The 21,101-nt window shown below is 63.1% G+C and carries 21 protein-coding genes; 12 read left to right on the top strand and 9 right to left on the bottom strand.

Features of this window, described 5'->3' with window-relative positions; all coding sequences use genetic code 11:
• The first annotated feature begins 74 nt into the window (after positions 1–74).
• Positions 75–1,178: an ABC-type transport auxiliary lipoprotein family protein gene (locus WCE35_RS05195; RefSeq protein WP_424592274.1), complete on the top strand. Its 1,104-nt coding sequence runs from the start codon at positions 75–77 to the stop codon at positions 1,176–1,178.
• A 493-nt stretch (positions 1,179–1,671) separates the two neighbouring features.
• Entirely contained in the window at positions 1,672–2,448 is a 777-nt protein-coding gene (locus WCE35_RS05190) for a cyclase family protein (protein WP_424592273.1), read from the top strand.
• Positions 2,449–2,474: 26 nt separating this feature from the next.
• On the opposite strand, the gene WCE35_RS05185 is transcribed toward WCE35_RS05190, so the two are convergent.
• Both WCE35_RS05185 and WCE35_RS05180 read right to left on the bottom strand, forming a co-directional pair.
• Complete coding sequence (locus WCE35_RS05185) at positions 2,475–3,947, bottom strand: SagB/ThcOx family dehydrogenase (RefSeq protein WP_424592272.1); 1,473 nt, start codon at positions 3,945–3,947, stop codon at positions 2,475–2,477.
• 16 nt (positions 3,948–3,963) lie between these two features.
• Positions 3,964–6,225: a TOMM precursor leader peptide-binding protein gene (locus WCE35_RS05180; protein WP_424592271.1), complete on the bottom strand. Its 2,262-nt coding sequence runs from the start codon at positions 6,223–6,225 to the stop codon at positions 3,964–3,966.
• A gap of 824 nt (positions 6,226–7,049) precedes the next feature.
• Between WCE35_RS05180 and WCE35_RS05175 the strand changes: the two genes are divergently transcribed.
• On the top strand, positions 7,050–8,012 hold the full coding sequence (locus WCE35_RS05175; RefSeq protein ID WP_424592270.1) for a VOC family protein: 963 nt from the start codon (positions 7,050–7,052) through the stop codon (positions 8,010–8,012).
• Between the two features lie 9 nt (positions 8,013–8,021).
• On the opposite strand, the gene WCE35_RS05170 is transcribed toward WCE35_RS05175, so the two are convergent.
• On the bottom strand, positions 8,022–9,173 hold the full coding sequence (locus WCE35_RS05170; protein WP_424592269.1) for an OpgC domain-containing protein: 1,152 nt from the start codon (positions 9,171–9,173) through the stop codon (positions 8,022–8,024).
• Positions 9,174–9,385: 212 nt separating this feature from the next.
• On the opposite strand from WCE35_RS05170, the gene WCE35_RS05165 reads away from it, so the two are divergent.
• The 4 genes from WCE35_RS05165 to WCE35_RS05150 all read left to right on the top strand — a co-directional run bounded on the left by WCE35_RS05165 (position 9,386) and on the right by WCE35_RS05150 (position 14,365).
• Positions 9,386–9,691 carry an ETC complex I subunit gene (locus WCE35_RS05165; RefSeq protein ID WP_424592268.1) on the top strand — a complete coding sequence of 102 codons (306 nt, stop codon included), beginning with the start codon at positions 9,386–9,388 and terminating at the stop codon, positions 9,689–9,691.
• Positions 9,692–9,832: 141 nt separating this feature from the next.
• Positions 9,833–11,437 (top strand): carboxyl transferase domain-containing protein, encoded by a 1,605-nt coding sequence (locus WCE35_RS05160; RefSeq protein WP_424592267.1) that lies wholly within the window; start codon positions 9,833–9,835, stop codon positions 11,435–11,437.
• Between the two features lie 2 nt (positions 11,438–11,439).
• Positions 11,440–13,446: an acetyl/propionyl/methylcrotonyl-CoA carboxylase subunit alpha gene (locus WCE35_RS05155; protein WP_424592266.1), complete on the top strand. Its 2,007-nt coding sequence runs from the start codon at positions 11,440–11,442 to the stop codon at positions 13,444–13,446.
• A gap of 7 nt (positions 13,447–13,453) precedes the next feature.
• Positions 13,454–14,365, top strand: coding sequence for a hydroxymethylglutaryl-CoA lyase (locus WCE35_RS05150; RefSeq protein ID WP_424592265.1), 912 nt, complete (start codon positions 13,454–13,456; stop codon positions 14,363–14,365).
• Positions 14,366–14,409: 44 nt separating this feature from the next.
• On the opposite strand, the gene WCE35_RS05145 is transcribed toward WCE35_RS05150, so the two are convergent.
• The 3 genes from WCE35_RS05145 to dctP are packed head-to-tail and all read right to left on the bottom strand — an operon-like array spanning position 14,410 to position 17,338.
• Entirely contained in the window at positions 14,410–15,768 is a 1,359-nt protein-coding gene (locus WCE35_RS05145; RefSeq protein ID WP_424592264.1) for a TRAP transporter large permease, read from the bottom strand.
• Positions 15,765–16,319: a TRAP transporter small permease gene (locus WCE35_RS05140; RefSeq protein ID WP_424592263.1), complete on the bottom strand. Its 555-nt coding sequence runs from the start codon at positions 16,317–16,319 to the stop codon at positions 15,765–15,767. The genes WCE35_RS05145 and WCE35_RS05140 overlap by 4 nt, the downstream gene beginning before the upstream one ends.
• Entirely contained in the window at positions 16,316–17,338 is a 1,023-nt protein-coding gene (dctP, locus tag WCE35_RS05135) for a TRAP transporter substrate-binding protein DctP (RefSeq protein WP_424592262.1), read from the bottom strand. Before dctP ends, WCE35_RS05140 begins: the two co-directional genes overlap by 4 nt.
• A gap of 345 nt (positions 17,339–17,683) precedes the next feature.
• On the opposite strand from dctP, the gene WCE35_RS05130 reads away from it, so the two are divergent.
• On the top strand, positions 17,684–17,935 hold the full coding sequence (locus tag WCE35_RS05130) for a pentapeptide MXKDX repeat protein (RefSeq protein ID WP_424592261.1): 252 nt from the start codon (positions 17,684–17,686) through the stop codon (positions 17,933–17,935).
• A 92-nt stretch (positions 17,936–18,027) separates the two neighbouring features.
• On the opposite strand, the gene WCE35_RS05125 is transcribed toward WCE35_RS05130, so the two are convergent.
• Together WCE35_RS05125 and WCE35_RS05120 are read right to left on the bottom strand one after the other, a co-directional pair.
• Positions 18,028–18,381 carry a DUF6481 family protein gene (locus tag WCE35_RS05125; RefSeq protein WP_424592260.1) on the bottom strand — a complete coding sequence of 118 codons (354 nt, stop codon included), beginning with the start codon at positions 18,379–18,381 and terminating at the stop codon, positions 18,028–18,030.
• A gap of 269 nt (positions 18,382–18,650) precedes the next feature.
• Positions 18,651–18,893, bottom strand: a complete 243-nt coding sequence (locus tag WCE35_RS05120) for a hypothetical protein (protein ID WP_424592259.1) — start codon at positions 18,891–18,893, stop codon at positions 18,651–18,653.
• Between the two features lie 242 nt (positions 18,894–19,135).
• Between WCE35_RS05120 and WCE35_RS05115 the strand changes: the two genes are divergently transcribed.
• Both WCE35_RS05115 and WCE35_RS05110 read left to right on the top strand, forming a co-directional pair.
• Positions 19,136–19,384: a hypothetical protein gene (locus WCE35_RS05115; RefSeq protein ID WP_424592258.1), complete on the top strand. Its 249-nt coding sequence runs from the start codon at positions 19,136–19,138 to the stop codon at positions 19,382–19,384.
• A 29-nt stretch (positions 19,385–19,413) separates the two neighbouring features.
• Positions 19,414–19,743, top strand: coding sequence for a hypothetical protein (locus tag WCE35_RS05110; RefSeq protein ID WP_424592257.1), 330 nt, complete (start codon positions 19,414–19,416; stop codon positions 19,741–19,743).
• 98 nt (positions 19,744–19,841) lie between these two features.
• Here the strand turns inward: WCE35_RS05110 and WCE35_RS05105 are convergent, their stop codons facing one another.
• Positions 19,842–20,006, bottom strand: coding sequence for a hypothetical protein (locus WCE35_RS05105; protein WP_424592256.1), 165 nt, complete (start codon positions 20,004–20,006; stop codon positions 19,842–19,844).
• Between WCE35_RS05105 and WCE35_RS05100 the strand changes: the two genes are divergently transcribed.
• Together WCE35_RS05100 and WCE35_RS05095 are read left to right on the top strand one after the other, a co-directional pair.
• Entirely contained in the window at positions 19,999–20,211 is a 213-nt protein-coding gene (locus WCE35_RS05100) for a hypothetical protein (RefSeq protein WP_424592255.1), read from the top strand. The genes WCE35_RS05105 and WCE35_RS05100 overlap by 8 nt on opposite strands.
• 236 nt (positions 20,212–20,447) lie before the next feature.
• Positions 20,448–20,684 (top strand): hypothetical protein, encoded by a 237-nt coding sequence (locus WCE35_RS05095; RefSeq protein WP_424592254.1) that lies wholly within the window; start codon positions 20,448–20,450, stop codon positions 20,682–20,684.
• The last annotated feature ends 417 nt before the right edge of the window (positions 20,685–21,101 follow it).

Genomic DNA, 21,101 nt, shown 5'->3' with positions numbered 1-21,101 from the left:
CCGAGCATCCCTGGGTGCGGGCCTATTTTCACGGCAAGCGCTCCCTGATGCTGCAGCCAAAAGCGAGTTAAGAGATGGAAACACGCGCTCCCTTCGTTGTTGTCGGCGCCTTCGTCCTGGCGGCGATTGCCGGCGTGTTCGGCTTTGTTTACTGGCTTCACAACACCGGCGGGCTCGGTCAGCGCGCGACCTATCATGTCCAGTTCGAAGGCTCGGTCCCCGGGCTTCTGGTCGGCGCGGCCGTGCTGTTCAATGGCATCCGGGTCGGCGAGGTCACCGATCTCAGCCTGGCGGCGGACGACCCCCGGCGGGTCAACGCGACCATCTCGGTATCGGTGGCGACGCCGGTGCGATCCGACACCAAGGTGGGGCTGGAGTTCCAGGGGCTGACCGGCGTCCCTGTCGTCGCGCTGGAAGGCGGCAAACTGCTGGCAGCTACAGGCGAAGTGCCGACGCTGGTCGCCGAACCCGGAGCGGGACAGGGCATGACGCAGGCGGCCCGCGAAGCATTGCGCAAGGTCGATAGCGTTCTGAGCGAGAATTCGGAGCCAATCAAGAAGACGATCGCGAACCTGCAGGTTTTCTCCGAGGGGCTGGCGCGCAACACCGGCAAGCTCGACGGCATCGTTGCGGGGCTCGAACGGCTCACCGGTGGCGGTACGCCGCCGCAAAAAGTGACTTACGATCTGCACGCTCCCGGCAATTTCGGCCCGCCGAGCAAGATCATCCGCGGTCAATTGGCGATCCCGGAGCCCACCGCGGTTGCGATGCTCGAGACCCAGCGAATCCTGTTTTCGCCGCCAAAGGATTTTCCGGGCTTCGCCGAGGCGCTCTGGGCCGACAGTATTCCAAAGCTGCTCCAGGCCCGTTTGATCGAGGGCTTTGAGAACTACGATCTCGCGCATGCGCCGCTGCGCACGATGGATATCGGACAAGCCGACTTCCAGCTTCTGATCGATGTCAGGCGCTTTCGGGTCGTGGTGGATTCGGCGCCTGTGGCCGAGATCGGGTTGTCGGCACGGATCGTCGACAGGAACGGAAAGGTCGTCACCTCGCGCCTGTTCGACGAGAGCCAGAAGTTCGACCAGGTCGAGCCGGCGGCCGCCGTCGCCGCCTTCGACGGTGCGTTCGGCAGGATTGCGCGGGCAATGATCGCCTGGACGGTTCAGGGGCTGTGAGAGGTGGCTGCAGCAGCCCTGACTTGATATGTATCTGCGGATCATTCTCTCTGGATGACGTCCGGGAAACCTTCAGCAACCCGGACGCCCCGGGCATTCCGGTCAAACTAGATCGTCGAGAGAATGTTCGACCAAAACGCCAGCGCCGTGACGAAGAGAAAGATAGCGGCGAACGAAGCCACCTCTTCCAGGAGGCTGATCAACATGGCAAGATTCCCAAATGTTCCAGTTGCGTATTCGTGACCGCGTGGCCACAACCACTGATTTGCATCCGGCGTGCCATTTTTATTTTGCATTAGAATCAACATGTTGATGAAACGAGAACGCTTTATTTATCATGATGGGGTCGAACTTTTCCGACTCGCAGGGAAATCGTTGCCTAGCGATGTTCGCGCGTTCTGAGGTCGTGACCGGCACGAAGATCGGAGATGGGCGAACGACGTATCGGCCGGCGAGAGCAAGCAATCAGAACAATATCCATTGAGGAGACGTCATGGCCCGCCAACTGATCGACATCTCGGTTCCGCTGCAAAACGACGTGCCGGCCGATCCGCCGGGCGGTCACCCGACTATCCAGTACATCGATCACCAGCAGGGTCTGCCGCGCATGCTGCAGTTCTTCGAAGGGCTGAAGGCGGAGGATCTGCCTGATGGCCAGGGCTGGGCGGTCGAGCAGGTGCAGCTCTCCACCCACAACGGCACCCATCTTGACGCGCCCTGGCATTTTCATCCCACCATGAACCGCGGCGAGCGGTCGTGGACCATCGACGAGGTGCCGCTGGAATGGTGTCTGCAGCCGGGCGTGAAACTGGATTTCCGGCATCTTCCCGATGGCTATGTCGCGACTGCCGGGGATGTCGAGGCCGAGCTCAAGCGCATCGGCCACACGCTGTCGCCGCTGGAGATCGTGGTGGTCAATACCAGCGCCGGCGCCAAATATGGGCGGCAGGATTATGTCACTTCCGGTTGCGGCATGGGCTATGAGGCGACGATGTATCTGCTCGAGCGCGGCGTGCGGCTGACCGGCATCGACGGCTGGAGCTGGGACGCTCCCTTCGTCTATACCGCGAAGAAATACGCCGAGACCAAAGACGCCAGCCTGATCTGGGAAGGCCACAAGGCCGGTCGCCATATCGGCTATTGCCACATCGAGAAGCTGCACAATCTGGAGCAGCTGCCGTCGACCGGTTTCATGGTGTCGTGCTTTCCGGTCAAGATCGAGCGCGCTTCGGCGGGCTGGACGCGGGCGGTCGCCATCCTCGACGGCTAGGCGGGGCGGGCGTTCAGTCCATCGGGCTATTCCGACGCGCCCGGTTTCAAGCCGCGGCCGATCGCGAATTGACCGACCGGGCCTTCGACGTGGAAGTCGATCCCGGTCATCCTCGCGAACAGGTCGATATTGCCGGTCCCGATCGCACAGCCGCCCAGTCCCAAATCGGTCGCCATCAAATAGAGTGTCTGCATCAACACGCCGACATCCTTCAGAATCAGCGCATAGGCGATCGAGCTGTATTTCCATGAAATCCGGCCGAAACGCGCGGCGATCGTGATCAGAATCTGGGGCGCGCCGGCGGCGTCCATCGCGAATTCGGCTCCCCGCAACAGCGCCTCGAACTCATTCGGACGCGTGGCGATCGGCACCAGCGCGTGCTGATCGGCATCGTAGTGATAGAATCCGCGTTCAAGACCCGCGCAGTTGGCGACAGCCAGATAGAATTCAAGTTCGTAACTGCTGCCTGCCGCGGGATAGGGCCGCGAGGTGTAGGCGACCACGGGACTGCCTTCGCCGAATTCAAGCCTGCTTTTCCATTTCGACTGAACCCGCGCGGCGCCGTCGAGAAACTGCGCGAGTTCGGCGAGCGTGATCGGTTGCCGGTCGTCGAAATCCCGGGTCGAATGGCGCGCGCGCAACAGCTTTGCGACCGGCGAAATCGTCTCCACGGATGCGGCGGAAAGCCTGCGCAGATCGATCTTCTTGCCGGGCCAGCGCGGCCGCACCGCCGGCGGCGGAGCGATGACGTCCGCATGTGGATAAAGTCCGCCGAGCGGGTTGGCCTGGCGGCCCTCGGTGCTGTGGGTGTGGAACAGGAGGTCGTGAAAATCCCACAATACGAGATTGTCGTCGCCTTCGTTTGGCCGGAGACCGCCGCCCTTGGCGGGATCGACCTTGAGCAGGATTTGGCAATCCACCAGCAAGGCGAGAAGCATGACACCGGGAAAGCCGTCCTGCTTGCGAAGCCTGCCGATCTTTTGCGGTGCCGCCAGCACGGCGAGGGCGGTCGCGATTTTGGGATCTCCGATCCTGAACAGCGCGCCGGCGCGGGGCGATTCCATCACCATCTCATTGCCGCGCCGCCGAAGGTAAGCGAACCGCGACAGGACGATGGTATCGGTATCGCGCAGCTTTGGGGTTTGCGGCCAGTAGTCGGGAACCTGCGGCTCGATGCAAACCTGGTCGCCGCCGTTAGACGCGCCCCCAAGGCGATACTCCAAAAGACCGCGCCGGGCCAGCCGCCGGACCAAGAGATCGATTTCCTTGTCGACGGCGTTGCCATCGGACGAAAACGAGTCGAGCGCCAGACCGGTCAGCAGGTCGTGCGCGCGATCCGCCGCGGCGGCGCTGAACCTTCCCAGCTCGACCGCGAGGCCATCGAAGCTGGCGGTAATCGCTCCGTCCGTATCTGCTTCGAGCGCGACCTGGCCGTTGAGCCGGGCAGAGATCGTCGGCAGCCTGACCTCTCGTCCTCGCTTTTTTCGGGGAGCGCGCAAGCCGGCATGCCCCCCTTTAGGTGTGGGGGAGGAACGGCGTGAGCTCGCTTTCCAGCGACGGCCGATCCCGCAACCCAAGTCTTACCGGAACATCATAGAGCCGGCCCGGCGCGAAGCGGCGGTAGAAATGCCGCATTCCGGGAACGACGACCCGGACGACGGGAACCTCGACGTCCGGCCGCGTCTGATCGAGCACGAGGAAATCGAGGCCGGCACGCGCGGCGATGTCGACGCAAGCGTCGACCTGCTCGCGCGTGTTGTCGAGCGGCATCGTCAGACTGGAGGCCGGCTGCACTGGCGGATTGCCGCCTGGCGTCAAAAACGGATAGTCCTGCAGGCGCAACGGCGTGACGCCGTCGAGGCTCGGCTTTTCGCCGGTGCCGCCTCCCATCAGTCCGATGGAGAGGAACTGGTTCAGCTCGGTCAGCGCCCGCAGCAAGGCGATGCGGCGATCGAAATGCGCGCCGGAGCCGAACTCGATATTTTCCTGGCCGTTCTGTATCCAGTGCACGATCGCAACATAGGTCGGAATGCCGAGATCGCTGGTGATGTCGAGTACCCAGAGCTTGCGCCCGGTGTCGGCGAGTTGATGGTTGAGATCGCGGACATAGGAATCGTCGAACTGGCTGAGGTCGACTTCCGGCTGTCGGGTCCGGTTGTACCACCAGATTGCGTAGGCATCCCGCTCCACCAGTTCGAGAAAGCCCTGAACGATGGCCTCCTCGCGGGTGTTGCCGGCGGCGCAGCCGTTGGAATCGGCATGGAAGGCGGCAGGACCGCGGTAGAAGAAATACAACAGGCTGGTCGGAACATATCTGAAGCGCTTGTCGCGCAGCGACCAGACCGGCGACCATTCGATGCTGGCCGACGGATCGAACGGATCAGGCGCCGGCTGGGTCTCGTGCGAATCGTGGCTCGGCTGCGCCCGCGTCTGGTACTGCGCATCGCTGAACAGCAGGATGTCGTTGGGAACAATCGCATCGCCCGGCGCAAAATCGGTGAAACGTCGCTTGGCGCGGATTTCGTCACCCTGGAAAATACCGGAATAACGCTCGATCGCCTCCATCAGCGCGCTGGCTTCGCCCTGTTCAGCGGTAGAGCCCTTGCCGAAACTTCCGCCGCTCAGGCCCGACCTGAGCTGGTCGAGGCTTTGCGCCGGCGCCGAGAAATTGTGCTGGGCGTAGAAGTTGGTGTTCATCGGCAGATCGACGTCGATCCGCTCAAGCCGCGTCACTACCCCGGTCAAAGGGCTGACATGCTTGCGGAAACGCGCCACCGTGGATCGCGACGACACGGTCCGGTAGCCGCCGCTGGTCATCACCAGCTTGGCGCCGGGGCCAAGCTCGATCGGCTCAGGCGCCCGACGCGGGTTCTTCAGCTTCTTGCTGCCGCAGGTCGGGCATTGCGGGCGCCGGGCCACGTAGTGCCGTGCGATGGTCGAGCCCAGCAGGTCGAGGCTGACAATGTGATCATGCAGATCGGTGCGAAATCCGGTGGCGATCGCCTTCGCGATTTCGACGGCGGCAAAATGAACAGCGCCTTGTCCGAACGTGTTGCCGGCGAGGGGTGAAACGGCGACGGCCCGCGCTGGCCCGCGATCAAGGAATCCCTTGACCTCGCGGTTGCGGATCATGCGGTCGAACAGGCAGGTCCAGCAGGCGCTCTCGGGCGGGTGGAACACCGGTCCCACCAGCGGAAAGACGCCCGAGGGCTGGACCAAAAGCCACGGTGCCTTGTCCGACACCCGTTGCTGGTTCAATTCGGCCAGTTGCCGTTCGAGATAGTCGTTGACCAGCGTGACCGTCAGGTCCGGAGAACCCTTCACGATCCGGACGCCGAGTTCGCACAATGCGGCACCGAGTTCGGCCGCGCCCTGCACGCCAATCGATTGGATGCGGACCCGGCAATCGTCCAGATTTTTCTGCGCGATCTCGGGCGGCAGTCCGAGGCTCGCCCAATAGCCGGCCACGGTGCCAACCGAGGCGGGCGATACCGGCAGCACGTAACGGCGCTCGACCAGCCGCTGGATGGCTTCATTGATTTTGTCGATCGGAAACTTCCGCGCCAGCGCGTCAACGAGATCCCGAAGGCTGCTTCCGTTCTTTCCGATCGCGGACGCAAGCGCGCAATAGAGCTCGCCGTGAAGGAAGAATTTTCGGTCCTCGGAATAGAGGCACACCACATCCGGGGGCAGAACATAGGCCGTGAAGTTCGGCGCGAACTGCAAGACATCTTTGCCGCCCTGCCGGGTCGCGCGGGCGTTGCGAAGGCTTGTCATGAAATCAGCACACGCATCCTGGTTCTCACGCGCATGCCCGCCGCACCGCGCCCGCGCGGCAGTACAGAAGACACACGAACTGGCCGGGTCGACATTGTCGAACCCGGCCATGACGTTTCGCGTTTGTCAATGCTGTCAGCGCGCGATCTGGCTCAGCAAAAGCGGCAGGCTCCCCATGACAGGCAGCAGCCACCGCAGCCGGCGCAACCCGCGCAGCCGCCGCAGCGGCAGCCTCTGCAGCCGCGACACCCTCTGCAACCCCTGCAGCCTCTGCAACCGTGCGCCATCTGCACGCCGCGGCCAGCGTTTTCCTTATCGAAGAGATGGAACGTCGCCAGGCTGACGTCGGCGATTTCTTCCTCACCGAGCGTGATGGCCTGGCTCGGCACATAATTCGGCGTCTGCTGCACGTCCGCGCTCGGCACGGAAGATGCGGACGCGCCGCCTACCAGCGAGAAAGTCAACCCGGCGGCTCCGAGCGCTGGTACGGCCTTGGCTACGCGCTTCGGCTTCGAAGTTTGCTTTGCTCGTGACATCGTCGCACCCTCCATATCTCAAATATTTGTTATCGAGTCCGCTTCGTGACTGTATGCCCTGCGCATGCGCCACACAACACTCCTCGGGCAATACGCGGTAGCAAAGATTTCCCGGTTCATGTTGATGAACGAGTTCGTCGCGCGATGCGCGCGGAGCATTTTTCGACCAGATTGAATCAGAACTATGGCTTTCACGCTCATATTGATGCGTTTTCCTTGCGGGCGTCCGCATCTACTTTGCGGAAAGCGCTAAAGTTCCGATATCAATGATGGATGGTGTCCGCGACAATGCTGCGCGCACCGATGTTGCGCTGCGGCTATCCGCAGGCTCCAACGGAGAAACCCGACGTGGTCGATCAACATGGACGTTTCGTCTGGTACGAGCTGTTGACGACGGACATGGCCGCGGCGCGGGCGTTCTATGCGAACGTCATTGGCTGGGAAGCGCAAGATGCGTCAGCGTCTGACCTCGCTTACAGTCTATTTACCGCGGCAAGGACCCCCGTGAGCGGGCTGATGGAACTGCCGGAGCAGGCGCGGCGAATGGGCGCCACGCCGCGGTGGGTCGGCTATGTCAGCGTCAATCATGTGGACGCGACGGCCGACCTGATCAGGCATCTTGGCGGCGCGCTGTATGTCCCACCCACCAACAGCAATATCGGCCGTATCGCCGTTGTCTCCGATCCGCAAACGGCAACGCTGGCGTTGGTTGAAGGGCTAAAACCCTGCCGGCACGAAACCGCCGAAGCGGACGAGCAGGGTCGGGTCGGCTGGCATGAGTTGCTCGCTGCCGATTGGAAAAAGGCGTTTGCCTTTTACGGCGCGCTTTTTGGCTGGCAGGAAGCCGAGGCGGAAGTCGATCCGACCAATGCCTATCAGCTGTTCTCCGTCGGCGGGCAAACCATCGGCGGGATACTCACCAAGCATCCGACCGAGCCGGTTCCATTCTGGCTCTATTACTTCAACGTCGTCGACCTCGACGTTGCCACGGAGCGTGTGAAGAGCGACGGTGGACGGATTTTCGAAGGGCCATTCGAATTGCCGGGCGGAAGTTGGATCGCCCGTTGCATCGACCCTCAGGGCGCGATGTTCGCGCTGCAGGGACAGCGGAGCCGGGATCGTATCGGAAAAGACCCCGCCTCAGAAGTCGGATGGTCCGTCGCGTGGGGCGGGTTTTCGTCGCGAGGCCGACTGCTTGTCAACCAGAACAGCGGCAGCGGCCGGAAGCCGGGTTCGCGCGGTCGGGATTAGCCGGCTCCATCAACCGGCCTTGGCTGGCGCCGGCGCCTTGGGCAAAGGCTTGTCCTGTCGTTTCGACCACGAGATGTAGTAGGCGACGATCGTCAGGATCGCGATGCCGGCCGTGCTGACGACAACCTGTGCGAGCAGTGAGCCCGAACTCAGCATCAGGGTAAAATGCCCGACGAAGGACAGGAATACGCCGACGCAAAACACGGCGAGCGACTGCTGGCCGCACACAATGACCGGATCGAACACCTTCCATTCCAGGCCGGGCCAGTCCTTCGGCACGAACCGAATGACCAGGATCACGATCACCACGAAATGCAGGAAGCGATAGGGCGCCAGGTAGGTCTTGTCGTTGGGGTTGAAGGTCGAATAGAGCCAGTGCGGAAACAGCGCGCCGAAGTCCGGAAACTTGCCGGCCATGGTCATGAGCAGCGCCAGAACCAGATAGGCGATGCAGAGGTAAAGCGTGATCGACGAATGGATGACCGCCATCGACCGCCTCGCGCCGCCCAGTGCGCACCACGAGCCGAACACGAACAGCACCTGCCAGCAGAACGGATTGAAGTACCAGGATCCGGCGGGATAGGCGGGCAGATTCCAGCCCGCCTGCCGGGACACCAGCCACAGCACGATCGAGGCCGCCATGGTCCAGTCGGGCTGGCGCAGCATGATCCACAGAACCGGCGGAAACAGCCCCATCAGCACGATGTAGAGCGGCAGCACGTCCAGGTTGACCGGCTTGAACTTGAGGAACAATCCCTGGCGCAGCGTTTCGGCCGCATTATCGACCAGGCCAGCCACGTTGAACTCGTTGATGATCTCGGAAGCACCGAAACGCAGCGCGAGATAGCCGATCGCGGCGATATAAATGACGAACAGGACAACGTGGGCGACGTAAAGCTGCCAGACCCGCTTGGTCAGCCGCGTGGCGCCGACGATGAAGCCGCGCTCCAGCATCATCCGGGCATAGACGAAAGAGGCGGTATAGCCGGAAATGAAAACGAACAGGTCGGCGGCATCGCTGAAACCGTAATTCCGCGTCGTGATCCAGTTCACGACATTGTCGGGAATATGATCCAGAAAGATCGCCCAGTTCGCAACCCCGCGAAACAAATCGAGCCGGAGGTCGCGTCCTTTTTCAGGCAGGGTTGCGTTGATTTTCATGGGTGCCGCTTCGAAGAGGTGCTTTCGATAAAGCATGCCGCAGGCGAGCGGCCGCCAAGATTGTCACAGCGTGGCAGAATGACTATACCGGTGCGGCGAAGTATCCGGGGTCAACGAATCACCCATCAGATCCCTGAAAGGTGTCTCTATGCTATCCCGGCCGTTCCCAGCAAACGCTTCCATATCGCATATCTCACGGGGCCCTGCCATCCATGACCGCGCGCATTTTTAAGCCTGCCAAGAACGCGATGCAATCGGGGAAGGCCAAGACCCGGGAATGGCAGATCGACTTTGAGCCGGAGCAGCCGCCGGCGATCGAACCGTTGATGGGCTGGACCTCTTCGGGCGACATGAAACAGCAGATCACCCTTCGTTTTGAAACCAAGGAAGAGGCGGTGGCCTATTGCGAGCACAAGGGCATTCCCTACCAGGTGATCGAACCGAAGGAGTCGGTACGCCGGCAGGTGGCCTATGCCGACAATTTCGCCTTCCGGCGCGGCGAACCCTGGACGCACTAGCCGACACCACTGTCCCGGCTGCGCCGAAACCTGCCGGTCCGGGGACCGAAAGTCAGGGTTGCCTTTGGGCGCGTCGCAATGACACCATGACGCAACCCTCTCCTTGCGCAAATTGCGGCGCACCGTAAACCGCTGAAGGCCATGCCGCTTCACTCCACGATCGATCCCGCATCCCCCGATTTTGCGCGCAACCGTGAGGCGATGCACGGCCTCGTCGCGGAACTTCGCGAAAAGCTCGACGAGGTTGCCGGCGGCGGTGGCGACGCTTCCCGCACCCGGCATACCGCGCGCGGAAAAATGCTGGCGCGCGAGCGCGTGGACCTGCTGGTCGATCCCGGCACGGCGTTCCTCGAATTGTCGCCGCTGGCCGCCCACGGCCTCTATGGCGGCGATGTGCATTCGGCGAGCGTCGTCACCGGGGTGGGGCGCATTTCAGGGCGCGAATGCGTCGTCGTCGCCAACGATGCCACGATCAAGGGTGGCACCTATTATCCGATGACGGTGAAGAAGCATCTGCGCGCCCAGGATATCGCGCGGCAGAACAATCTGCCCTGCGTCTATATGGTCGATTCCGGCGGCGCCTTCCTGCCGATGCAGGACGAGATTTTCCCGGACGAGCGGCATTTCGGCCGCATCTTCTACAACCAGGCGCAGATGTCGGCGCAGGGCATTCCGCAGATCGCCATCGTGATGGGCTCCTGCACGGCCGGCGGCGCCTATGTGCCGGCGATGTCGGACGAGAGCATCATCGTGCGCAACCAGGGCACGATCTTTCTCGGCGGCCCGCCGCTGGTGAAGGCCGCGACCGGCGAGGTGGTCACCGCGGAAGAGCTCGGCGGTGCCGACGTGCATTCGCGGCAATCCGGCGTCACCGATCACTACGCGCAGAACGACAGCCATGCGATCGGGATCGCCCGGCGCATTGTTGCCACGCTGAAGCCGGCGGCGCGCACCGCGCTGAACATGCGCGCGCCGCGCGAACCGTTGTTTGCGGCCGAGGAGATCTACGGCGTGGTTTCCGCCGACGGCCGCAAGCCGTTCGACGTCCGCGACATCATCGCGCGGCTGGTCGACGGCTCGGAGTTCGACGAATTCAAGAAGCTCTACGGCCAGACGCTGATCTGCGGCTTCGCCCATGTCTGGGGTTTTCCGGTCGGCATCATCGCCAATAACGGCATTCTCTTCAGCGAGAGTTCGCTGAAAGGCGCGCATTTCATCGAATTGTGCTGCCAGCGCAATATCCCGCTGGTGTTCCTGCAGAACATTACCGGCTTCATGGTCGGCAAGAAATACGAGGCCGGCGGCATAGCGCGCGACGGCGCCAAGCTGGTGACGGCGGTGGCAACCGCCGGCGTGCCGAAATTCACCGTCGTGATCGGCGGCTCCTATGGCGCTGGCAATTACGGCATGTGTGGCCGCGCCTACGCTCCGCGCTTCCTCTGGATGTGGCCGAACGCCCGCATCTCCGTGATGGGCGGCGAACAGGCCTCGATGGTGCTGAGCCAGGTCCGCCGCGACAATATCGAGGCCAAGGGCGATCGCTGGTCGGCCGAGGAAGAGGACAGGTTTCGCAGCCCCATCCGGGCGCAATATGAAAGTCAGGGCAATCCCTATTACGCCACCGCGCGGCTATGGGATGACGGCGTGATCGATCCCGCCGATACCAGGCTGGTGCTCGGCCTCGGCCTGTCAGCCGCATCCAACGCGCCGATCGAGCCGACCAGGTTCGGCCTGTTCAGGATGTGACGATGGATCGCACAAAACTCTACCGGCGTTTTCGCACGCTCCTGATCGCCAACCGCGGCGAGATCGCAACCCGCGTGATCCGCACCGCCAGGGCGATGGGCCTGCGCACCGTCGCGGTCTATTCCGAAGCCGACCGCGATGCGATGCATGTCGCCATGGCGGATGAGGCCGTGCTGCTGGGGCCGGCGCAGGCGCGCGACAGCTATCTCAACATCGGGCGCGTGATCGAGGCGGCCCGCCAGAGCGGCGCCGAGGCCGTGCATCCCGGCTACGGATTTCTGTCGGAAAGTGCGGATTTCGCGCAAGCTTGCCTGGATGCCGGGCTGGTGTTCGTCGGCCCGACCGCGGCGATGATCCGGACGATGGGCTCGAAATCCGGCTCGAAAATGTTGATGGAAGAGGCCGGCGTTCCGCTGGTGCCGGGCTATCACGGCGAGGCCCAGGACGAGGCGACGCTGGCGAAAGCTGCCGACAAGATCGGCTTCCCGGTGCTGGTGAAAGCGTCCGCCGGCGGCGGCGGGCGCGGCATGCGGGTGGTGAGCTCGGCCGGAGAACTGGCGGGCGCAATCGTCAGCGCCAAGCGCGAGGCCAAGGCCGCCTTCGGCGACGACCGCATGCTGATCGAAAAGTTCGTCCAGAATCCGCGCCACATCGAGGTGCAGATCATCGGCGACAGCCACGGCAACCTGCTGTCGCTGTTCGAGCGCGAATGCACCTTGCAGCGGCGGCACCAGAAGGTGATCGAGGAAGCGCCGTCGCCGACGCTCGACGCCGGGCGGCGGGAGAGGGTCTGCGCGGCCGCGCGAAAAGCGGCGGGCGCGGTCAATTATGTCGGCGCCGGCACCATCGAATTCGTTTCCGACGGCAAAGACGTGTTCTTCATCGAGATGAACACCCGCCTGCAGGTCGAGCATCCCGTGACCGAACTGATCACCGGAATCGATCTGGTGGAATGGCAGTTGCGGGTGGCGTTCGGCGAGAAACTGCCGCTTGAACAGGATCAGATCAAGCTGAACGGCCATGCGATCGAGGCGCGGGTCTATGCGGAAAACCCGCAGAAGAACTTCATGCCCTCAGTCGGCCGCATCAAGACCTGGCGCACGCCGGAGGCCACCAATGGCTTGCGCATCGATGCCGGCTATCGCAGCGGCGATGCGGTGTCGCCTTACTACGACGCCATGCTGGCCAAGGTGATCGCGTGGGCGCCGACGCGCCCGGCGGCGATCGAGCGGCTCAATCGCGGGCTGGAAGAAACTGACATTCGCGGCATCGTCACCAATATCGCGTTCCTGTCGGCGCTGGTGACGCATCCGGATGTCCGGACGAATGCGATCGACACCGGCTTCATCGAGCGCGAATTGAAGAACCTGACGGCGGCGTCGGGCCCGCCGGGCGATCTCGAATTATGCGCGGCGGTGGCCGCCATCGTCGATCAGGAAGCGGAGGCCGCGCGCAACCAGGCGCCATCGCCGTGGCAGACCTCTGGCTGGATGCCGGTCGGCCGGCGGCAGCGGGTGTTTGCGTTCCGTCAGGGCCAGGGTGCCGAGCAAAGGGTCACCCTGCGATATGGCCGCGGTCCGTCGACATTGTCGACCGGCGCGCGCGAGTTCGTGTTCATCATGTCGCCAGGCGGGGATTGCGGCTTCGACCTGACGCTCGACGGGCTGAGATCCCATATTGTCGCGGTCATCGAGGGTCACGAACTCTATCTGCGCACCCGCAACGGCCGGTTCGACCTGCACTGGGTCGATCCCTTTGGTGGCGACACCGAAGAGCAAGTTGGTGAAGACAAGATCGTCGCGCCGCTGCCGGGGACGGTGGTGGCGCTGCTGGCCGAGGAGGGCGCGACGCTCGAAAAAGGCGCGGCGATCCTGACGCTCGAAGTCATGAAGATGGAGCAGACCTTGCGCGCGCCCTATGCCGGCGTGCTGAGGAAGATCAAATGCAAGGTCGGCGATATCGTCGGCGAAGGCGTCGAGCTCGCCGAAGTCGAGCCGGCGGCGGCGTGAGGCCGGCATGAGCGACACCGTCCGCATCGTCGAGGTCGGCCCGCGCGACGGCCTGCAGAACGAAAAGACGGCGATCAGCGTTGCCGATCGCATCGCCTTCATCGAGGCGCTGGTCGGCGCCGGGCTCGATACCGTCGAGGTCGGCGCGTTCGTATCACCGAAGGCAATTCCGCAGATGGTCAATTCGGACCAGGTGCTGCGCGGCGTCAGCCATCTCGCCGGCGAGTTCCACGTGCTGGTGCCGAACGAAAAGGGATTTGCGGCCGCGCGTCAGGCCGGCGCGAGGGTGATCGCGGTGTTCGCCTCGGCCTCCGAAGGATTTTCGCGCGCCAACATCAACTGCTCGGTGGCGGAATCGATCGCGCGCTTCGGGCCGGTGCTGTCCCGCGCCAAGGCCGATGGCGTCAGGGTGCGCGGCTACATCTCCTGCGTGCTCGGCTGTCCCTTTGACGGCGAGGTGAAGCCGCAGGCGGTTGTCGATGTCGCGAAGGCGCTGTGGGATCTCGGCTGCTACGAAGTCTCGCTCGGCGACACCATCGGCGTCGGCACGCCGCTGAAGGCGCGGCATCTGTTGCGCGCGGTGGCGGGCGCGATGCCGATGGCGCATCTCGCGATGCATTTTCACGACACCTATGGCCAGGCGCTGGCCAACCTTTATGCGGGAATGGAAGAGGGCGCCCGCGTGATCGATTGCGCGGCCGGCGGTCTCGGCGGCTGCCCCTACGCGCCCGGCGCCACCGGCAATGTCGCGACCGAGGATGTGGTCTATATGCTGGAAGGCATGGGGATTGATACCGGCGTCGACATCGCAAAGCTGCTGGTGGCGACCAATGCGGTGAGCCGGTTGATCGGGCGGCCGCCGGTGAGCCGGGTCGCGGCGGCGTTGAACGCGAAGAAGCGAATAGTGAGTAGCGAATAGCGAAACTTCCATTCGCTATTCGCTACTCACTATTCGTCCCTGCTTCACCGTCCCCCGTCCGGTCCCATCACGAGATCGGGCAGGGCGGTCGAGATTTCCGGGAAGAAGGACAGCAACACCACCGCCAGCATCATCAGCATCACGAACGGCAGCGTGCCCCAGATCACCTCGCTCAGGGGAATATCGGGGGCGACGTTGCGAATGACGAAGATGTTCAGGCCGACCGGCGGGTGGATCAGCCCCATCTCCATCACGATGGTCATGACGACGCCGAACCAGATGATGTCGAAATTGGCGGCGCGCAGCGGCGGCAGGACGATCGGCGCGGTCATCAGGATGATCGAGACCGGCGGCAGGAAAAATCCGAGCACGACGACCATCAACAGGATCGCCGCCAGCAGTTCCCAGCGCGGCAAATGCATCGCGACGATCGCCTCGGCCGCCGACTGCGAGATGTGGAGATAGCTCATCACATAGGAATAGAGCAGCGACATGCCGATGATCATCATCAGCATGGTGGATTCGCGGATCGTCGATTTCAGGATCGGCTCGAGGTCGCTCGGCCGCCACACGCTGTAGATCAGCGCGATCAGCGCCAGCGCCAGCAACCCGCCGAGGCCCGCGGTCTCCGACGGCGTCGCATAGCCGCCATAGAGCGCGATCATCACGCCGGTCAGGAGCAGCACGAACGGCAGCACCCGCGGCAGAACGTTGAAGCGCTCGGCCATGGTGAAGTCGTCGCGCTTGAGGATCGCCGAGTCGGTTCCGGTCGCGGCATAGAGCGCGTGGGCCGCGGCGTATTCCTTGCGGAAACGGAACACCGCGTAGACGCCGAACAGCGTCACCAGCAATAGCCCCGGCCCGATGCCGGCGAGGAACAGCCGCCCCAGCGATTTTTCGGCGGCGACCGCGAACAGGATCATGGTGATGGAAGGGGGCAACAGGATGCCGAGCGTGCCGCCGGCGGCGATGATCCCGGCGGCAAATCCGCCGGAATAGCCGCGCTTGCGCATCTCGGGGATACCGGCCGAGCCGATCGCCGAGCAGGTGGCGGGGGAGGATCCCGCCATCGCCGCGAACAGCGCGCAGGCAAAGACGTTGGCGACGCCGAGCCCGCCGGGGACGCGGTGCAGCCAGGCATGCAGCGCCGAATAAAGATCCTGGCCGGCGCGCGACTTGCCGATCGCCGCACCCTTCAGGATGAACAGCGGGATCGACAGCAGCGTGATCGAGGCCATTTCCTCGTAAACGTTCTGCGTCACGGTATCGAGCGAGGCCGCGGGCATGTAGATCGCCATGAACACAACGGCGACGGCGCCGAGCGCAAACGCGATCGGCATGCCCGAAAACATCGCAAGCAGGGTCGCGACACCGTAGCTGATGCCAATGCCAAGGACGCTCATCGCCGTGCTGCGCCGGTGAAGGGAATGACGATCTGCAGCAGGATCTGGGCGCACAACAGCGTCATGCCCGCTGCCATCAGAACATAGGGGATCGCGAGCGGCGGCGACCACATCGAGTTCGACACCTGGCCGTCGACCCAGGCCTCATGGGCGAGCGTCCAGGATTTCCAGGCGAAGAAGGCGCAGAACGAAAGGCTCGCGACATCGACCAGCCAGAGCCGGACGCGGTTGGCGCGCGGCGACAGCAAGCCGACAAAGGCTTCGATGCTGACATGGCCGCGCTGGCCCTGCACATAGGCCGCCGTCATGAAGGTGGCGCCGACCAGCAGAAAGACCGCTGCCTCGTCCTGCCAGTAATTGGCGCTGTGGAACAGCGCGCGGCCGAGCACGCTATAGCTCAGGACGATGCAGGCTGCGACCAGAGCCATCGCCGCGATGACGACGATGACATTGTTGCAGATGCCAAGCCCGCGTTGCAGCGCCGCCACAAGCGCGTTGCCCGTGGCGGCGCCGGATCGCTCTTGTTGATCCGGAATCGGACCGTGCATCATGCGGAGACGTCGTTGGCGAGCTTCAGCAGATTGGCTGAGGCCGCGGTCTTGGCACCGTAGTCTTTCCATGCGGTATCGCGCGCAATGTCGCGCCATTTGCCGACAGTGGTCACATCCAGGAAGCTCACCTTGGCGCCGGCTTTCTCGTAGACCTTGGCAACCTCGATATCGTCGTCTTGCGCGCCCTTCTTGCCGAATGCTTCGAGTTCGGCGCCGACGGCCAGAATGATGTCCTGGTGCTTCTTCGGTAGCCCGTCGAAGATCGACTTCGACATCATCAGGGGCTCCAGCATGAACCAATAGGAGGCGCGGGCGCCGGAGGTCAGCGCCTTCGCGACTTCCTCGAGCCGGAACGAAATCAGGCTGGTGGAGGAGGTGAGGCCGGCGTCGCATGCACCCGTCTGCATCGCCGCATAGAGTTCATTGGACGGGATCGACAGCACGGCCGCGCCCGCGGTCTGCAGCACCATGTCCATTTCGCGCGAGCCGCCGCGGACCTTCAGGCCCTTGACGTCCTCCGGGGCCACGATCGGCTTCGAGCGGCTGGCCACGCCGCCGGCCTGCCAGACCCAGGTGAGGATGATGATGCCCTTGTCAGCCAGGAAATCGGTCAGCGCCTTGCCGACCGGCTCCTTCTTCCAGCGCAGTCCCTGGTCGTAGGTCGAGACGAGGCCCGGCATCAGGCCGATATTGGTTTCCGGCAGTTCGCCGCCGGCATACGGCAAGGGATAGAGGCTGATGTCGAGCGCGCCCTTGCGCATCGCGGAGAATTGCGCGTTGGTCTTGATCAGCGAGGAGTTGGGATAGATCTCGGCCGCGATCTCGCCGCCGCTACGTTTGGCCACTTCGGCGGCGAACACCCGGCACAGCCGGTCGCGGAAGTCGCCCTTGTCGATGGTGCCGCCTGGAAACTGGTGCGAGATCTTCAGTGTGGTTGCGGCATGCGCCGTGCCGGCGCCAAAGCGCAGGATGGCGGGCGCGGCGAGTGCCGAGCCGAGGATAAGGCGGCGAGTGAGCATTTGTTTCTCTCCTGGAATCTGTATCTGGTCGGCGGTCAGGCCGGCGTTGAACCCATGTTAGCCGGTCTTCGCCCTAACTTTCTCTAGTCTGATAGTTCGAGGCCCAAGCCGTCAGCGAGCCGAGCCATGTTGCGGCGCACATAAGGCAGACTGGCAGAAGACTCCGACAACAATACGTTCAACACTTGCGGCGACCTGATCATCGGCACGCCGACAAAGGCGTTCTTAGGGCCGATGATACAAAAATTTCGTCAAATGTGGACGTAACGAACGAGACCCCGGGGCCGTTGTAAGAGGGGCGGCGGAACACGTCGCTTTCAGCCCGGTTTCAAAGGATATCACCCCATGACCACCAGCTCCCGTATCGCGCTCGGCATTTCTGCCGCCGTTCTTTCGCTCAGCCTGGCGCTCGCCCCGGCCGCCTTCGCTCAGGACAAGATGGGCAAGGACGATGGCATGAAAAAGGATTCCATGTCCAAGGATTCCATGTCCAAGGATTCCATGAAGAAGGACGCCATGTCGAAAGACGGCATGAAAAAGGACGACGGCATGGCCAAGGACGGCATGAAAAAAGACGACGGCATGAAGAAGAACTGATCGCCGGTCGAGCTTCTCACAGGCTCCGCCTGGCCACCAGGCGGGGCCTGCAGATACCCGCCCCGGCGAAACACCGGTGCGGGTATCGCGCCCTATTTTTTCTTGCCTTTGCCCTTGCGGGCGGCGTAGCGGGCGTCGCGCTTCGCCTTTTGTTCGGCCTCGGTCGCCGCCTGTCGGGCGGCTTGTTCCTCCCTGTCGCGCGCAAGCTTTTCGGCGGCCAGGGCCGCGGCTTCGACCTCCCGCGCCTTTTGCTCGGCCTTGGCGGCCTCGCGCGCCTCTTTGGCCTTGGCACGCGCGGCGGCCTGTGCCTCCCGCTCGGCCTGCCGTTGCTTGACCTCGGGATCGTCGGGTCCTGGTTTTGCCCGGAATTTGCTCAGAAGGTTCTGCCGTGCCTGCTGTGCCGCCTTCTGGCGGTCGGCAAAATTCGGTTCCTTGAAGCCACTCATGGAGGAAGCCCTGTTGCTTTCATCGTCGGTCGCGGGAGGGGAAGATCGTTCTGCCGCTTCACTAGGTGAACGCGGGGCAAAACGCCAGCGTCTAACAGCGGGAGCAGAGCAGGCAGGCTGTCCGTGAATGGCAGACGGCCGAAGCCGATGCTGATGAGCGCCTGCAATATCGCCTGCGCGGCCCGTGCGCTGATCGGCTCGCGTTCATGTGGGCGACATGTCAATGAGCCGTGAACCGGCCCGCTAGGCCGATTTCAGTTCCGCCGGCGTCAAATGGGCCGAGAGCCCTGGCCAGGCTTGAAATGGTCGCCCGGTCCGGACGGCCTGAGAATTTTGGCGACGGTCGCGGTCGCTATTGCGACCCGATCGGAGGTCCGCTGGGCCTCCAGCCGTTCCCGTGCATTCTCCCGGATCAGGACGTCGATCAATTCGCGCCGCTTGTTCTCGTCGATCGCTTCCGCCAGCAATTTCCGGTAGCGACGGTAATCATAGCCCGTTTCCTGCTCAGTCATCGCACGCCCCCGAAACGCGCTTTCCCCGCGTCAACAATGTTTCGAAGCCTGTGGGCGCGCGCAATGGATTTGCGACAGTTATACCCATGTGATCGGCGCGAGTAGTCGATTTGGGGACGTGAATTTTCGCGCCGGGTCTGCGGCAATTGGCGCCCCCGAAAAGTGGGGCAGGATGTGAACTCGTTCACAGCGGGAAGGGTGGCCCGGTTCTATGCTTTCGGGGTCTGAACAGGACGACCGAAATGACCGGCAATCTGTGGACCTTCAAGGGACTGGCTGTGATTGCTGCGGTCGCCGCCCTTGGATGTATCGGGGCGGCGTTTGCGACCGGGTTGGCCAATCCGGAGCCGGTCCCGAATGCTGTCCTCGGTCCGGACTGGCAATGCACCCGGTTTGCGCTGGTTTTCACGACCTGCAGCAGGGTTCAGTACGCCGCTTCCGCGTCCGTTCCTGTACGCAAGGAACCGGTGTGCCCGCGGCCGCGAATGTAGTACGATCACGGCCAAAATTGGAGCCGTTGATGCGAAGATCTTCATTCATCGCCGGAGTGGTCGCGCTGGTGTCGGTGCCGGCGGGTATTGCGCTGGCCCAGAGCGCGCCGAATGCCGGGACAGGCGCGACCACAGCACCGGCGGCTACGACGGCGCCTGTTGCAACGACGACAACGCCTGCTGCCACGTCAGCGGCGACGGCCACCGAGCCGGCGGCCCCCAAGAAGAAAAAGAAGACGGTGAAGATGACCAGACAGCAGGAGATCGACAAATCGATCGAAAGCGGCACGGTACCGGCGCGCTATCGCCGCTCGGTGCCGAAGCAATATCAGCAATATATTCCGTTCGAGAAGCAATAAGGGGTGCGCCCGCGCCCTCGACTCGATCAGGTCGCGGGAGGCTGCATCAAGGAAACGATCCGGCGCACGGTTCTCTGCGTTGCTTCCGAAGCCGCTTGCTAGGCCTTGCGGTCGAGCAGCGCCTCGTGCTCCGCTTCATCCGTGGCGGTGAGAACTTCCAGAACGTCATTGTTGATCGTGTCCGGTGGCGCCTTGGCCGTTTGGTCGACGACGAGTTGAACTCTGGCCTGCGTCACCGCGACAGGTATGGGGTAGATGAGCATGATACCGACCCTCCTGTTCAAGAATGCCAACGACGTATTTACGCTTTGTAAAGAGGTTGGGTTAATGGCCATTGAGTCGGCGCGCGATGACGCCCGGCGACTTCCTTGCGGTATCTCCGTACGCATCGGGCCGGACGCGACGCGCGGCGGTTCCGCCAGCGTGCGCCGATTGAGGTCGATCGCCTTCAATTCCGAATTGAAGTGACGAAAATCTGAAACCCGTTCAAGTATTCTACGTTATTGTTCTCACTGTTTTCGCGGCTTGCTGCCGGTTCGCAGCTCGCCACCTTCGTGGAGCGATAATGTCTAGATCACGGCTCATATTGAACCTGGTCACGAGTTCATTGACCGCTGGCACCTCGCGGTGGAACCTCGATCAAAAGGCCAAGCGTGATTCGGTACCGCAGCCGCATCATTCGGGCGGGCGGGCGCGCTGATCCGATGGGACGATCCAACCTTCCGTTGCACGACCGCATTCGCAAGATCGCGGACCAGGCGCTCGAAATCGCCTGCGGGTTCCTTGCCGCCGAAGTTGAGGAAAATCCGGCCGTGCGCAAGTTTCTCGCCAACCAGATTGCGCTACTGATCGTCCGGGGCGAAAAAAATCCGATCAGACTGGCCAATCGTTCGATCAATGCCCACAAGAAATGGACGCGGCGGGCCGATCCGAACCGGTAGCAGAAGGGCTCGTCCGTCCAGAGGCGCCAGATGGCGGGGCATTGGCCACCGCGCCGGACCTACCTGCGGATATCGTTCAAACGCGGATCGGGTCCAGGCGGCGCGGGGTTGCGTTATGCTTATCGACGCACGAACGGGCCTGTTTGAAGAATCCGCGCCATGTGTCCGGAACGGACCTGGAAAAAATGGCGATCCCAGCAGGGATCGGCATTCGGTACGCCGCAAGGACTTAGCTTGTCCAGCCGCCCTTAAGGGCGCTTCCGCGACCATTGGGGTATTTCCCCAATTGTCCAGCCCACCACTGCACATCAGGGAGGGCCGCGGTCATGCGCCTGTCCCCTGAAATGCGAGACCCGACCATCGGGGCGGATGGTCGGGCAGATCGCAACTCTGAAGGTCCTTGGCAGAACCAAAAAC

The organism is Bradyrhizobium sp. (genome assembly GCF_049691595.1).
In the GTDB taxonomy this organism is placed as follows: Bacteria; Pseudomonadota; Alphaproteobacteria; order Rhizobiales; family Xanthobacteraceae; genus Bradyrhizobium.
The sequence above is the reverse complement of the archived record's forward strand: the minus strand, read 5'-3'. Positions and strand labels throughout refer to the sequence as shown.